Source organism: Pseudomonas sp. GD03903, from assembly GCF_029840045.1.
Taxonomy (GTDB): domain Bacteria; phylum Pseudomonadota; class Gammaproteobacteria; order Pseudomonadales; family Pseudomonadaceae; genus Pseudomonas; species Pseudomonas pseudonitroreducens.
The window spans coordinates 74590-86684 of record NZ_JAOCBT010000024.1; the positions used below are offsets into that span (position 1 = coordinate 74590).

Consider the following 12095-nt stretch of genomic DNA (forward strand, 5'->3'; position numbering starts at 1 on the left):
CCCAGGTTACAACTACTGGCCAGTGGCCCTATTCGTCGCCAACTGCGCCGCGTCGTTCTGCTTCAGACAGCCCTGCGCCATCCAGGGGCAGGCCCGGGCCCAGAGGAAGCCCTGCTCGCGGTTCCCCTGCGGGTCGTAGTAAGCCAGCTGCAACCTGTCCGCGGTGAAGGCCAGGCGCGCGAAACCGTGCTGTTCGGCGGCGAACAGCGTGCCATCGGCCGGCTCGCCGGGCCTGATCCCGTCGAGGGTCTGGCCACCGCCACCGGAGACCAGCCAGGCCGGCTCACCGGGACGGACTATCACCTCCTGGTTGTGCTCGTGCCCGGAAAGATAGAGATCCACGCCGCTGTGCTGCATCGCCGGCAGCAGTTGCTGCAGCAGGCCGACGTCATCGCCGTGCTTGCCGCCGCTGCTGCGCATGGCGTGGTGCGCCACCACCATCTTCCACAGCGGCGCGGGCCCGGAGCGGGCGAAGGCGGTCTGCAGAAAGTCCGCCTGGCGCTGGAGGCCGTTGGCGTCGGCATTGGTATCCAGAAACACCACACGCAGCAGCGGGCGCCCCTGCACTTCGCCAAAGTCGCGCGTATAGAAAGGAGCCGGCATCTGCCAGCGACCGGAACCGGCATGCTGACGGGCGTAGTCCAGCTCGACAGCCGCCGAGGCGGGATAGTCGTGATTGCCCAGCACCGCGTAGAACGGCACATGGCTGAGCCAGCGACCGTGATAGACACGCTCGAACTTGAGCTGCCAGGCCGGGTCGTCGACCCCGCCCAGGGCCTTGCCGTAGAAGTTGTCCCCCAGCAGCAGAACCATGTTCACCCCGCCTTCGCTCTGTGCAACGCGCTCCATGCCCTCGGCTACGCGCCATTGCTGCAGGTCGCCGCTGCCCTGGTCGCCCAGCGCCAGCAGCGTCACCTGCGCCGGGTTCTGGCCCGGCAAGGGGGTGTAGGGCGGAGGTGGCACCAACACCATGAAGCCGGCCAGGCAGCCGACCACCACAATCAGCACGGCCAGCGCCAGCAGCAGGTGGCGGCGGCGAAAGCGACGCGGCGAGGCAACACGGGAACCAGGCAGACGGACGGACATGGCAACCCCCAGGGGTGGGCCGGGCGAGGGTCGCAGTGAAGCACCGGGAAGGTTAATTTCGCGTTAACGAAATGTCGCCTATACATGCAGGCAACCGGAACCGCCCAGGACCCACCATGCCCCAGCGCCGCTACTTCGTCGTTCTGCTCGTGCTGGGTGGCCTGCTGTTCTTCTGCGCACTGGGCAACCACCAGTTGCAGGGCTCCACCGAGCCCAGGGTGGCGGGCATCGCGATGGAAATGCACCTCGACCAGGACTGGGTGACGCCGCGCCTGAACGGCCAGCCGTTCCTGGAGAAGCCGCCGCTGAGCCTATGGCTGGACGTCGCGGCCATTCGTCTGTTCGGGCCGACCACCCTGGCCGTGCGGCTGGCCTCGGCATTCGCCGGGCTGTTCTGCGTGCTGCTGCTCTATCGTGTGCTCCGGCGCATCGGCCGGCCCGCCACGCTGGCGCTGCTCGCCTCGCTCATGCTGATGACCCTGGCGAGCTTCTGGGCCAATGCCCGCCAGGTCGGCGAAGATGCCCTGCTCGCTTTCGGCGTGACGCTGGCACTGCTGTCATTCCTGCAAGCCTGGCTCAAGCCACCGGGGCGCACCGCGCACTGGCTGGCGTTCACCGTGGGGATTGCCATCGCCACCCTGAGCAAGGGCGTGCTGGGCCTGGCCCTGCCCGGCGTGGTGATCTTCGCCTGCCTGCTGTGGGACAGCCTGACGCAACGCCGGCTGGAAATCTCCGCCTGGCTGCGACCACTGCTATGGACACTGCCGGGCCTGCTGCCGCTGCTGGTCTGGTTGCTGTTCCTGTATCAGGCGGGCGGCACAGCGGCCCTGCAGGAAATCCTCTGGACCAACAGCGTCGGGCGCTTCAGCGGCACGTTCAGCGAAGCCGGGCATTTCGAACCCTTTTATTACTACCTGGTGCGCCTGCCACAGGCATTCCTGCCGTGGAATTTCCTCCTCTACCTGGGGCTCTGGCATTTGCGCAAGCGCCTGCTGCGGGACCGCTACCTGCTGTTCTTCTGCCTGTGGCTGGCGGCGCAGTTCGCCCTGCTCAGCCTCGCCTCCAGCAAGCGCATGGTCTACCTGATGGCACTGGCCCCGGCGGCAGCGGTGATCGCTGCCGAATATGCCTACGTCTTCCTGCCGCGCTGGCATGCCCGCGCCTTGCAGCGGATGCGTGGCGCGGCAGTCTGCCTGGCGTTACTGATACCCGCCTGCTATCTGGGCTACGCAATCTGCTTCGAACCCCGCGCCGACCAGCAGGAATCCTTCCTGCCGCTGACCGAAGCGATTCACCAGCAGCAGATGGCCGGGCGCCAGGTAGCGCTGTTCCAGCCCAGCGAACGACTCGCCGGCGCCAGTGTGTTCTATAGCCGCAGCCTGCTGCCGGCACTGCAGACCCGCGAAGAGCTGGCGGCTTTCCTCCGCCAGCCGAACGGCGCTATCGCCCTGCTGGAAAGCACAGCCATGCCAGAGGCGCCGCTGAGCGTGCTGCAGCACTTCCGCGTGGGCGAGCGCGATTATTACTTCGTCGACCAGCAATAACCCCGGGATTGATCCACGGCCGCCCCTTCCGGCCCAGAGCGGCTAACCTTGCTGCAGCACCACTGCCCGCACAGGAGCCGCTTCCCTTGGCGAAGCAACCCTCGATCCTCACCCTGCCTTTCCGTCGCCTGGCCAATCCCTACACCCGCTATCGCTACGCTGCCTGGATTCACTGCGTGCGCGTCGGCCTCGCCCTGCTCGCCTCGATGCTGCTGACCAGCGCGCTGAAGTTGCCCCACGGCCTCTGGGCCTCGGTGACGGTACTGGTGGTGATGGGCGGGCTGGTGCACCAGGGGACGATTCGCGGCAAGTCCTACGAGCGGGTGCTGGGCACCCTGGTGGGCGCGGCGCTGGGGCTGGGGGTGATCGCGATCTACGACCAGACGCGTTCGCTCACCCTTACCTACCTGGTCATGTCGGTGCTGGGGGCGGCCTCGGCGTTCTATGCGATCCGCCGACCCGGCTACGTGGCGCTGCTGGCGGGGATCACTCTGTGCATCGTCGCCGGCCCCGGCGAGACCGGTTTCACCGAAGGCCTGTGGCGTTCAGCCAACGTGCTGATCGGCGTCGCTGTCGCGCTGCTGTTCTCGCAGATCTACCCGCTGCGCGCGGTCTACGTCTGGCGCTACCTGCTCTCGGACAACCTGCGGGCCTGCGCACGGATGTACGGGCAGCTATCGTCCAACCACGACTTCACCGCCGAGCATTTCGCCCGCCAACTGGAAGAGCTGGATCATCGCCTGGTGGCCTCACGCGCGCACCTGGGGCCGGTGTCGCGGGAGACCGGCATGCCGCTGCGCGAGCTGGAAACCCTCCAGCGCATCCACCGCGCAATCATGGGCACCCTGGAATCGCTGATCGCCTCGCGGCAGTTCGCCGCCCAGGCCGGGGAAATAGAACCGGTGCCGGCCAGCCTCGACGCGCACCGGCAGATCATTGGCCGCCTGCTGCTGCAATCGGCCCATGCCCTGAAGTTCAGCCGCACCAGCAAGCTGGTGCAGGCCTGCCAGGGCCTGGACAACCTGCCAGCGCGGCCGCACAACCTGACCGATTCCTTCGAGAAGCAGGGCTTCTACTGGCTCACCCTGCGCCTCTACGAACAGGTGGAGATGCTCTCGGCAAAGCTCGCCAACACCTCCGAACACTGGAACATCCAGAGCAGAGACAGAGCCTGATTGCGCGAGCCAGAGCAGAACAAGGCGAAAAATGCCACGGGCGCGGAGGGCAAATGAGCAGCCCGGGGCATTTTTCCACACAGTTATGCCGACGCGCCGCCAATCAAGCCCCGAAGCCGCCGTCGATGGTCAGGCTGGCTCCGGTGATATAGCCGGCTTCCGGGCCCGCCAGGTAGGCGACGAAGGCGGCGATTTCTTCCGCACGGCCGTAACGCCCGACCGCCATCAGGTCCATCAGCGACGCCGCAAAGTCGCTGTCGGCGGGGTTCATGTCGGTGTCCACCGGGCCGGGCTGCACGTTGTTCACGGTGATGCCGCGCGGGCCGAGGTCACGGGCCAGGCCCTTGGTCAGGCCGACGATGGCCGACTTGCTCATGGCGTAGACCGCACCGCCGCCGAAGGGCATGCGGTCGGCGTTGGTGCTGCCGATGGTGATGATGCGCCCGCCCTGCCCCATGTGCCGCGCGGCGGCCTGGGTGGCGACGAAGACACTGCGCACGTTTACCGCCAGGGTGCGATCGAGGTCTTCCAGGCTGAACTCCTCCACCGGCGCGATGGCCAGCACCCCGGCGTTGTTCACCAGGATGTCGATGCCACCCAGGCGCTGGGCCGCGGTGTCGATGGCGCTCTGCACGGACGCCGCATCGCCGCTGTCGGCTTTCAGTGCCAGGGCGCGGCCACCGGCGGCTTCGATGCTGGCCGCGAGGTCCTCGGCCTTCTGCGCCGAGCTGACGTAGGTGAAGGCAACGGCGGCGCCTTCGCGGGCCAGGCGCTGCACGATGGCGGCGCCGATGCCGCGGGAACCGCCCTGTACGAAAGCGACTTTGCCGGCGAGAGATTGAGTGGTTTGCGTGGTAGTCATTTCATGTCTCCAGGAATGTGGGGGAGTCAGTTCGACGGGGCCAGTTTCGCGCTCTCACTCCTGCCCCGGTAGCCAGTAATCGCTATATTCAGTCGATACCAAACGTCCGGAATATTCCCCATGGAAAGCCTGATCAGTATCGAATGCTTCGTCCGCAGCGCCGAGGCCGGCAGCTTCGCCGCCGCCGCGCGACGCCTGGGGCTCACGCCAGCAGCGGTAAGCAAGAACGTGGCGCGGCTGGAGAACAACCTGGGGGTGCGGCTGTTCCAGCGTAGTACCCGCAGCCTGGCCCTGACTGAATCCGGCGAACGATTTCTCGACGAGGCCAGCGGCGGCCTGGCCAGCCTGCAGAGCGCCATCGCCAACCTGGCCAGTACCGACGGCCAGCCCAGCGGCATGCTGAAGGTGAGCATGGGGCTGGTGTTTGGCCGCGACTACATCCTGCCGCTGCTGGGGGACTTCCTCGGGCGCTACCCGGCGATCCGCCCGGACTGGCACTTCGACAACCGCCAGGTCGACCTCATCGCCGAAGGCTTCGACGCGGCCATCGGCGGCGGCTTCGAACTGCCGCCCGGTGTGGTGGCGCGCAAGCTGAGCCCGGCGCACCTGGTATTGCTGGCCGCGCCAGCCTACCTGGAGGGCCGCCCGGCAATCCGCTATCCGTCGGACCTGCCCAGCCACGACGGCATCCGTATCCGCTCCCCGCAGACCGGCCGCGTGCGGCCCTGGCCACTGACCAATCGCCAGCAGGCCCAGGCACCCATCGCGCTGAAGGAACGCATGACCTTCAGCGACCCGGAAGCTGCCTGCGTCGCCGCCTTGATGGGCCTGGGCGTCACCCTGGTGAGCATGCCGCACGCCGTGCCCTACCTGGACAGCGGCCGTCTGGTGCGCGTGCTGCCGGACTGGTACGTAGACGCCGGCAACACCGCGCTCTATTACGCCGCGCAGAAACTGCTGCCAGCCAAGACGCGAGTGTTCGTCGACTACACCATCGAGCACTTCCGCAACCAGGGCCTGGAACACAAGTTCAGTGCGATCTGACCAGCGACGCGTGGATCGGGGTTTTCCTGACTCGAGTCAGAAATGAAATGAATTCGCGGGGCAAACGCTTGTCGATTGTTAGCAAGCTAACGTAGTTTCGAATTTCTTCGACTCGGCATTCGAAATGCAAGGAGAACCTGCATGAAAAAGTACGCCCTGCTCCTGGCCATGGTGTTTTCCGTCCCGGCATTCGCCGACAGCGCGCTGTGCGACGGCAACCTGCAGCAGCTCAATGACTTCCTCAAGACCGCCAGCAAGGACGCCACCGGCGTGAAGGTGAACGTGGTCCACGAATACATCGCCAAGGCCGAGGCAGCGAAAAAGGCCGGCGACTACGAGGAATGCGTCAACCAGACCACCCAGGCATTGCGGGTGATCCATAAGCCGGCCAATCGCTGATCATGGCCGGAAACAAAAAGCCCCGCCTAGGCGGGGCTTTTTCATGGGTGCTGGTTCGTCGCAATGCACTCAGCCGCAGGAAACCTGCTTGACCACCTGGTTGTCATCGACATCGATGTTCAGGCGCTGCGAGTTGTATTCCATGGTCACCGGCTGGTGCGGGGTGAGCACGCGGGCGACGCTGGCGCCGGCGTCGCGGCGCGCTTCCTCGGTGAGGGTCGGGGTGACGACCTTACCGACGATCGATTGCACGGCCTTGGCGTTGCAGGTGCCGGAGAGCGCCGCCGGGTTGTCCGCGGCCGGTTGCGCGGCGTCGGAGGAGGAATCCTTGGAACTGCAACCGGCAAGGGCGGCGACAGCGAGAAGCGACAGCAAGGTGCACTTCAAGGACATGGGATTGAAGGGCATGAAAGGTCTCCCTGGTTCTTCTGGAAAAAGAGCTCTGGAAAGTGCTCTGGAAAAAACGCGAAAGGCGCCACCTTACCAGCCCGAAGGCCGCGGCAGCGCGATGGATGTATTGCAGGCTGATACACGCAATGCCCGTGGCAGAGCCGTACAGCACCATTTACACAACCTTTACACCGGCGGCGTTACGATTTGTTCGAGGCCGATGTCTCATAGATACCTGGTTCCTCGCCGGGTTCCTCAGGAGGTGCATCATGCTTCACCGTCTCCCCCAGATCGCCCTGCTCTGCGCTGGCCTCGCCCTCGCTGGCCAGGCCGCGGCCAACAGCCACACCGATGCCGCCGCGATCGGCGCGGTGGTCGGTGCCGTTGTCGGGGGTGCAGTGGTCGCCGGGTCGCAACCCGCGCCGGCGCCCTATTACGCTCCGCCGCCCCCGGTGGCCTATTACCCGCCTGCGCCGGTGTATTACCAGCCGGTGCCGGTCTATCAACCGGTTTACCAGCCGGTCTACCGTCCGGTTGTGGTGGTGCCCGGCCCGCGCTATTACGGGCCGCCCCGCTACTATGGCCCGCCGCGCTATTACGGGCCTGGCTACTACGGCCCGCCCGGCCACTATCGCCATTGGTAGAAACGACCCCGCCTTCGAGCGGGGTCTTTTCATTCAGGCGGTCAGGCGGATGCTGCCGGCCAGTTCCTCGAACAGGGTGACCACCGCCCGCAGTGCCCGGCAGTCCGGGCGGGTCAGCAGCCAGAGATGGGTGCTGCAACCGGGCAGCTCCGCTTCGAGTATCTGCAGGCCGTCACCAGGACGCAGCAGGAATGCCGGCAGCGCCGCCAGGCCAAGGCCCGCGCGACAGAGGTCGAGCACCGAAAGCATGCTGTTGCAGCGATAGGCCGGCACTACCGCCGGGAACGCCTGGCGCCGCCAGGCAACGCTGGAATGGTCGGGGAGAAACTCGTCCGGGGCGATCCAGCTCATGTCCTGCCAGGGCCGCGCCCCCTGCTCGGCCAGGTAGTCGCGGTGGGCGCAGAGCACGTAATGCACTTCGCCGAGGTTGCGCCCGACCAGATGTTCCGGCGGCGCGCTGGTCAGGCGCAGGGCGATGTCGGCGTCGCGGCGGCTGAGGTTGGCGAAGGCGTTGGAGGTGGTCAGCTCCAGGTTCAACGCGGAGTAGCGCTTCATGAAACGCGCCAGAGCCGGCAGCAGCAGGCCCTGCAGCACGGTATCGGAGCAGGTCAGGCGCACGGTTCCGCTGAGCACGTCGTGGCCCTGTTCCAGGCCCAGGCGCGCAGCTTCCAGAGCCTGCTCGGCGAGTTCCGCCTGGGTCGCCAGTTGCTGCGCGGTGGCGGTCGCCAGATAGCCGTTGCGGCCTTTTTCGAACAATGCGGTACCCAGGGACTTCTCCAACCGGCGCACGGCGCGGAACACGGTGGAGACGTCAACCTCGAGCAATTCCGCAGCGCGGGCCAGGCTGCCGCCGCGCACCAGCGCCAGTACCAGGGCAAGATCGGCGTATTCCAGTCGGTATTGCATTGACGCACTCCAAGATTGCGCAACCGCCCATTTTCGATTGCGCCTGCGCAACTATAAATTGCCTCCCATGGGCCCGCCAATGGGCCACGACGCCTGGGGGAACCAAGAATGGGAAAACGTCGTAAAACCCTGCGGATCGGCCTGATCGGCGATCGCGACAGTCGCGTCACTGCCCACTGGGCGATTCCCCTGGCATTGCAGCAATCGCTGTTGCCGCATTCCGGCACCCTGCGCGTGGACTGGCTGGACACTCCGCGCCTCGCCGATGGCCTGGACCTCGAAGCGTACTCCGGCTTCTGGTGCATCCCCGGCAGTCCCTACCAGGAGACCGACGGTGCCCTCCGCGCCATCAGGTTCGCCCGCGAGAATGCAGTGCCCTTCCTCGGCACCTGCGGAGGCTTCCAGCATGCCCTGCTGGAGCGCGCCCGCAACGTCCTCGGCTGGAGTGACGCGGCCCACGCCGAGATCGACCCGCAAGCGCCGCGCGCGGTGGTCCACACCCTGCCCTGTGCGCTGCTGGAAGTCAGCGAAAGCATCCGCCTGACTGCCGGCTCGCACCTGGCGGCCATCTACGGCCTGGCGGAAATCCGCGAAGGTTATCGCTGCAGCTACGGCGTGAACCCGGAGTTCCAGGATGCCCTGTTCGGCGGCTCGCTGCGTGCCTGCGCCTATGGCGAGGACGACAGCATCCGCGCCGTGGAAGCCACCGACCATCCGTTCTTCCTCGCCACCCTGTTCCAGCCCGAGCGCAAGGCATTGGCCGGCATCGCCGTGCCGCTGGCCGAAGCGCTCCTGTCCGCCGCATTCCGCCATCAGTCCAGCCGCGAATCCAGCCCAAGATCCTTACCCGCCGGGAGCCCCGCATGATCGCCAGTACACCGCAACCGCCCTACTTTGCCGTGACCTTCACCTCCTACCGCACCACACTGGACGAAGGCTACGGCGCCACCGCCGATCGCATGCTGGAACTGGCCGCCCAGCAGGATGGTTTCCTCGGCGTCGAATCGGCCCGTAGCGCGGATGGCCTGGGCATCACCGTGTCGTACTGGCGCGACGAAGCCGCGATTCGCCAATGGAAGCAGCAGGCGGAACATCGGGTGGCCCAGCAGTCCGGGCGCAGCGACTGGTACAGCGCGTTCCGCGTGCGCATCAGCCGGGTCGAGCGCGAGTACGGTTTCGAACGCTGAGCGACCCGTTCTGGCCCAGACACGACATGCCGGGTTCGATGCCCGGTACACATCGTCTAGGCTGGTCCCCATTCAGCAAAGGGGGACCGACGCATGCACCGACAAGCCAATGAACTGCAGGCCGCCTACCTGGGCGAAGTCCGCGGCGAGAACTTCTTCCTCGGCCTGGCCGAGCAATTGCCGGAGGGAGCATCCTCGATGCTCCTGCTGGCGCGACTGGAGCGCCAGACCGGCCTGCGCATGGCGCGGCTGCTGCAGCGCCATGGCCTGCCACTGGGCGACACCGCGCACGCCGCCGCGCAAGGCCGCCAGCGCGCTGCCGACTGGCTCGGGCTCGACTGGCCGCAGACCCTGGAAAAACTCGAGGTGCTGGTGGAGCCTTACGTCCAGCGCTACGACAACCTGGCCGACCAGGGCGACGACGACGACCGCGATATCCTCGACGACCTCGCGGAGCACGAACATGCCCTGCTGGAGTTCACCCGCCTCGCCCGCGAGGGCCAGATGAGCGCGGCCAAGGCCACCATCAGCCGCCTGCTGGCCGTACCGGCCTGAACCTGACAGGGAGTCCGCCCATGGCACTATCGCCCTTCCACCTGGCCATTCCCGTCCACGACCTGGCCCTGGCCCGGCGCTTCTATGGCGAGGTGTTCGGTCTCGCCGAAGGCCGCAGCAGCGCCCAGTGGGTGGATTTCGATTTCTTCGGCCACCAGTTGGTGATCCACGAACACCCGCGCACGCCCAGCCAGGAAGCGGCGCACACCAACGCCGTCGACGGCCACGACGTGCCGGTGCCGCACTTTGGCGTAGTGCTGAGCTGGGACGACTGGGAGCGCCTGGCGCAAAGGCTGCGCGAGCGCGGCACGCAGTTCGTCATCGAGCCCCACGTGCGCTTCCAGGGCCAGGTGGGTGAACAGGCGACGCTGTTCCTCTTCGACCCTTGCGGCAACGCCTTGGAGTTCAAGGCTTTCAAGGACATCGGCCAGTTGTTCGCACGCTGAGTGGCGACCGGTCATCCTCCGTAGAATTTGCCTTCAGGCCTACTGGAAATTTCCTACATCGACCTTCCCTAGCAGTTTCTAGGATGGCGCTCGTCTCCACCGTTCACCCTGAGGTGATTCGACGTGCGCCCCCTCTGCTGGCTTCCTCTGTATCTGCTTTGCACCCTCGGTGCGCCAGTTGCCCTGGCCGATGACTTCGACGCGCCGGACTGGCGCCGCTACGATACCGCCGCCATCGACCGGAGCTTTCAGCCCGCCGGGCATGTGGCACGCATTGGCGAGCCGCGCGGCGCGGCCAGTCGCGCGCAAGGCAGCTCGCAAAGGATGTCGGCGCCGCCTGGAACCCAGCAGCGCACCAGCAGGCTGCTGTCGACCTATTCGCCTGCACAGGGCGACAGGAACTACAGCCCGATCGATACGACGCGCATTGTCGAACGTGCGCACGAACTGATCGGCACGCCCTATCGCTGGGGCGGTGCAACAGAGGAGTCCGGCTTCGACTGCAGCGGCCTGCTGGTCTACCTGTACGGCACCATCGCCAACCGCAAGCTGCCGCGCACCACGACGTCGATGGTCGCGCAGCAGCGCAACGCCGTGGACCTGGACCAACTGCAACCCGGCGATGCGGTGTTCTTCAACCACGACGGCAACGGCCGCACCAGCCATGTTGGCCTGTACATTGGCGACGGGCAGTTCATCCATGCCCCACGTACCGGCAAGACCATCCGCATCGATTCCCTCGACGACAGCTATTGGCAGCGCCGCTACACCACTGCCCGGCGCTTCAGCGGCTGATGGCAGGAGCCGAGAAGCCGGCGCTCGATTCACCAATCAGAAAATGCCTACAGGCATTCAGACTGCTGCCACGTTCTTGCCGAGGAGGAGATTCCTAAGATAGCGCCCCGTTTCGCCAGTTAGTCACACGATGTACCCAAGATGCGCTCCCTCACCCTGCTGAGCACGACCCTGCTGCTTACCCTCTCGCTGCCCTTCGCCGAAGCACGCGAGTCGAAGAATCCGACGCCGCACAAGGCCACAACTAGCCTGTCGCGTGCGGCGCACGCCAAGTCGGTGAATCACAACACCGTCCGACTCCAGCACGGCACCGCACGCCCGCGCTTGGCCGGCCAGCGGCTTGGGCGCCTCACCGCCAACTCCCGCGTCGTCGCCCGCGCCCGTGAACTGATCGGTGTGCCCTACCGCTACGGCGGCACCTCGGTGAGCAGCGGCTTCGATTGCAGCGGCCTGCTGGTCTACCTGTTCCGCACGGAAGCAGGGATGACGGTGCCGCGCACGACCGGGGAAATGATCGAGAGCGGCGGCACGCAGGTCGATCGCCAGCAGCTGCGCCCGGGTGATGCCGTGTTCTTCAACCAGAATGGCCGCGGCAACGTCAGCCACGTCGGGCTGTACATCGGCAACAACCAGTTCATCCATGCGCCCAGTTCGGGCGAGACCATTCGCATGGACTCGCTGGCCAACAACTACTGGCAACGCAGCTTTACCACCGCCCGCCGCTTCAACGGCTGAGCTCCCTGTCGCCACCGGACAATTCAGAACATGCCCAGACTACGGGTCGAGATACTGCGCTACACCGAAGAGTGCTTCGCCGGCTGGGCAGAATGCCGCCTGATTGACGCCGGAGGCCGCGACTGGCGCTTCCTCAAGCCGCTGGCGCGCCTGCGGACCGACTCGGGTAACGCGCCCCTGCCCGCCATCGGTCACATCGATTGCGAGGTGCTCGAACGTCTGGATGGCACGGCGCTGGTCAGCACCGCACGGCCACGCGGGATCAAATCGCTGGATGGCGAAAACCGCTTCCGCATTCCCCTGAGCTCGCTGAGCGAGGACTGACTG

The 12095-nt window shown here is 66.2% G+C and carries 16 protein-coding genes; 12 read left to right on the forward strand and 4 right to left on the reverse strand.

What is annotated here, in order from left to right:
• Nucleotides 1-12: 12 nt before the first annotated feature.
• A complete protein-coding gene (locus N5C91_RS27265) occupies nucleotides 13-1086 on the reverse strand; it encodes a metallophosphoesterase (protein ID WP_279833341.1) in 1074 nt (357 codons plus the stop codon).
• Between the two features lie 116 nt (nucleotides 1087-1202).
• Here N5C91_RS27265 and N5C91_RS27270 point away from each other — a divergent pair, with 116 nt between their 5' ends.
• Nucleotides 1203-2630, forward strand: a complete 1428-nt coding sequence (locus N5C91_RS27270; RefSeq protein WP_279833344.1) for a phospholipid carrier-dependent glycosyltransferase — start codon at nucleotides 1203-1205, stop codon at nucleotides 2628-2630.
• Between the two features lie 86 nt (nucleotides 2631-2716).
• Nucleotides 2717-3805 (forward strand): FUSC family protein, encoded by a 1089-nt coding sequence (locus N5C91_RS27275; RefSeq protein ID WP_279833346.1) that lies wholly within the window; start codon nucleotides 2717-2719, stop codon nucleotides 3803-3805.
• A 103-nt stretch (nucleotides 3806-3908) separates the two neighbouring features.
• On the opposite strand, the gene N5C91_RS27280 is transcribed toward N5C91_RS27275, so the two are convergent.
• Nucleotides 3909-4667, reverse strand: coding sequence for a 3-oxoacyl-ACP reductase family protein (locus N5C91_RS27280; protein WP_236175908.1), 759 nt, complete (start codon nucleotides 4665-4667; stop codon nucleotides 3909-3911).
• Nucleotides 4668-4787: 120 nt separating this feature from the next.
• Between N5C91_RS27280 and N5C91_RS27285 the strand changes: the two genes are divergently transcribed.
• Together N5C91_RS27285 and N5C91_RS27290 are read left to right on the forward strand one after the other, a co-directional pair.
• Nucleotides 4788-5711 (forward strand): LysR family transcriptional regulator, encoded by a 924-nt coding sequence (locus N5C91_RS27285; RefSeq protein WP_279833348.1) that lies wholly within the window; start codon nucleotides 4788-4790, stop codon nucleotides 5709-5711.
• Between the two features lie 141 nt (nucleotides 5712-5852).
• On the forward strand, nucleotides 5853-6110 hold the full coding sequence (locus N5C91_RS27290; RefSeq protein ID WP_236175910.1) for a hypothetical protein: 258 nt from the start codon (nucleotides 5853-5855) through the stop codon (nucleotides 6108-6110).
• A 69-nt stretch (nucleotides 6111-6179) separates the two neighbouring features.
• Here the strand turns inward: N5C91_RS27290 and N5C91_RS27295 are convergent, their stop codons facing one another.
• Entirely contained in the window at nucleotides 6180-6518 is a 339-nt protein-coding gene (locus N5C91_RS27295) for an I78 family peptidase inhibitor (RefSeq protein WP_236199994.1), read from the reverse strand.
• Nucleotides 6519-6769: 251 nt separating this feature from the next.
• Between N5C91_RS27295 and N5C91_RS27300 the strand changes: the two genes are divergently transcribed.
• Nucleotides 6770-7144, forward strand: a complete 375-nt coding sequence (locus N5C91_RS27300; protein WP_236175313.1) for a hypothetical protein — start codon at nucleotides 6770-6772, stop codon at nucleotides 7142-7144.
• A gap of 33 nt (nucleotides 7145-7177) precedes the next feature.
• Here the strand turns inward: N5C91_RS27300 and N5C91_RS27305 are convergent, their stop codons facing one another.
• Entirely contained in the window at nucleotides 7178-8050 is an 873-nt protein-coding gene (locus N5C91_RS27305) for a LysR family transcriptional regulator (RefSeq protein ID WP_236199993.1), read from the reverse strand.
• A 108-nt stretch (nucleotides 8051-8158) separates the two neighbouring features.
• Here N5C91_RS27305 and N5C91_RS27310 point away from each other — a divergent pair, with 108 nt between their 5' ends.
• The 7 genes from N5C91_RS27310 (at nucleotide 8159) to N5C91_RS27340 (ending at nucleotide 12092) form a co-directional block, all read left to right on the forward strand.
• The gene (locus N5C91_RS27310; RefSeq protein ID WP_279833351.1) at nucleotides 8159-8917 is read left to right on the forward strand and encodes a hypothetical protein; all 759 of its coding nucleotides are present in this window, start codon (nucleotides 8159-8161) and stop codon (nucleotides 8915-8917) included.
• Nucleotides 8914-9237 (forward strand): antibiotic biosynthesis monooxygenase, encoded by a 324-nt coding sequence (locus N5C91_RS27315; RefSeq protein WP_279833353.1) that lies wholly within the window; start codon nucleotides 8914-8916, stop codon nucleotides 9235-9237. The genes N5C91_RS27310 and N5C91_RS27315 overlap by 4 nt, the downstream gene beginning before the upstream one ends.
• A gap of 93 nt (nucleotides 9238-9330) precedes the next feature.
• Nucleotides 9331-9792, forward strand: coding sequence for a hypothetical protein (locus tag N5C91_RS27320; protein WP_236175317.1), 462 nt, complete (start codon nucleotides 9331-9333; stop codon nucleotides 9790-9792).
• 20 nt (nucleotides 9793-9812) lie between these two features.
• Entirely contained in the window at nucleotides 9813-10238 is a 426-nt protein-coding gene (locus N5C91_RS27325) for a VOC family protein (protein WP_236175318.1), read from the forward strand.
• A gap of 123 nt (nucleotides 10239-10361) precedes the next feature.
• Nucleotides 10362-11033: a C40 family peptidase gene (locus N5C91_RS27330; RefSeq protein WP_279833356.1), complete on the forward strand. Its 672-nt coding sequence runs from the start codon at nucleotides 10362-10364 to the stop codon at nucleotides 11031-11033.
• 141 nt (nucleotides 11034-11174) lie between these two features.
• Complete coding sequence (locus tag N5C91_RS27335) at nucleotides 11175-11768, forward strand: C40 family peptidase (protein ID WP_279833358.1); 594 nt, start codon at nucleotides 11175-11177, stop codon at nucleotides 11766-11768.
• Nucleotides 11769-11798: 30 nt separating this feature from the next.
• Nucleotides 11799-12092 (forward strand): hypothetical protein, encoded by a 294-nt coding sequence (locus N5C91_RS27340; protein ID WP_279833359.1) that lies wholly within the window; start codon nucleotides 11799-11801, stop codon nucleotides 12090-12092.
• The last annotated feature ends 3 nt before the right edge of the window (nucleotides 12093-12095 follow it).

Bases quoted from the DNA above. Each gene is read 5' to 3' on its own strand.
- N5C91_RS27265 (WP_279833341.1), bottom strand. From the start codon at position 1,086: ATGTCCGTCCGTCTGCCTGGTTCCCGTGTTGCCTCGCCGCGTCGCTTT.
- N5C91_RS27270 (WP_279833344.1), top strand. From the start codon at position 1,203: ATGCCCCAGCGCCGCTACTTCGTCGTTCTGCTCGTGCTGGGTGGCCTG.
- N5C91_RS27280 (WP_236175908.1), bottom strand. From the start codon at position 4,667: ATGACTACCACGCAAACCACTCAATCTCTCGCCGGCAAAGTCGCTTTC.
- N5C91_RS27285 (WP_279833348.1), top strand. From the start codon at position 4,788: ATGGAAAGCCTGATCAGTATCGAATGCTTCGTCCGCAGCGCCGAGGCC.
- N5C91_RS27290 (WP_236175910.1), top strand. From the start codon at position 5,853: ATGAAAAAGTACGCCCTGCTCCTGGCCATGGTGTTTTCCGTCCCGGCA.
- N5C91_RS27295 (WP_236199994.1), bottom strand. From the start codon at position 6,518: ATGCCCTTCAATCCCATGTCCTTGAAGTGCACCTTGCTGTCGCTTCTC.
- N5C91_RS27300 (WP_236175313.1), top strand. From the start codon at position 6,770: ATGCTTCACCGTCTCCCCCAGATCGCCCTGCTCTGCGCTGGCCTCGCC.
- N5C91_RS27305 (WP_236199993.1), bottom strand. From the start codon at position 8,050: ATGCAATACCGACTGGAATACGCCGATCTTGCCCTGGTACTGGCGCTG.
- N5C91_RS27310 (WP_279833351.1), top strand. From the start codon at position 8,159: ATGGGAAAACGTCGTAAAACCCTGCGGATCGGCCTGATCGGCGATCGC.
- N5C91_RS27315 (WP_279833353.1), top strand. From the start codon at position 8,914: ATGATCGCCAGTACACCGCAACCGCCCTACTTTGCCGTGACCTTCACC.
- N5C91_RS27320 (WP_236175317.1), top strand. From the start codon at position 9,331: ATGCACCGACAAGCCAATGAACTGCAGGCCGCCTACCTGGGCGAAGTC.
- N5C91_RS27325 (WP_236175318.1), top strand. From the start codon at position 9,813: ATGGCACTATCGCCCTTCCACCTGGCCATTCCCGTCCACGACCTGGCC.
- N5C91_RS27335 (WP_279833358.1), top strand. From the start codon at position 11,175: ATGCGCTCCCTCACCCTGCTGAGCACGACCCTGCTGCTTACCCTCTCG.
- N5C91_RS27340 (WP_279833359.1), top strand. From the start codon at position 11,799: ATGCCCAGACTACGGGTCGAGATACTGCGCTACACCGAAGAGTGCTTC.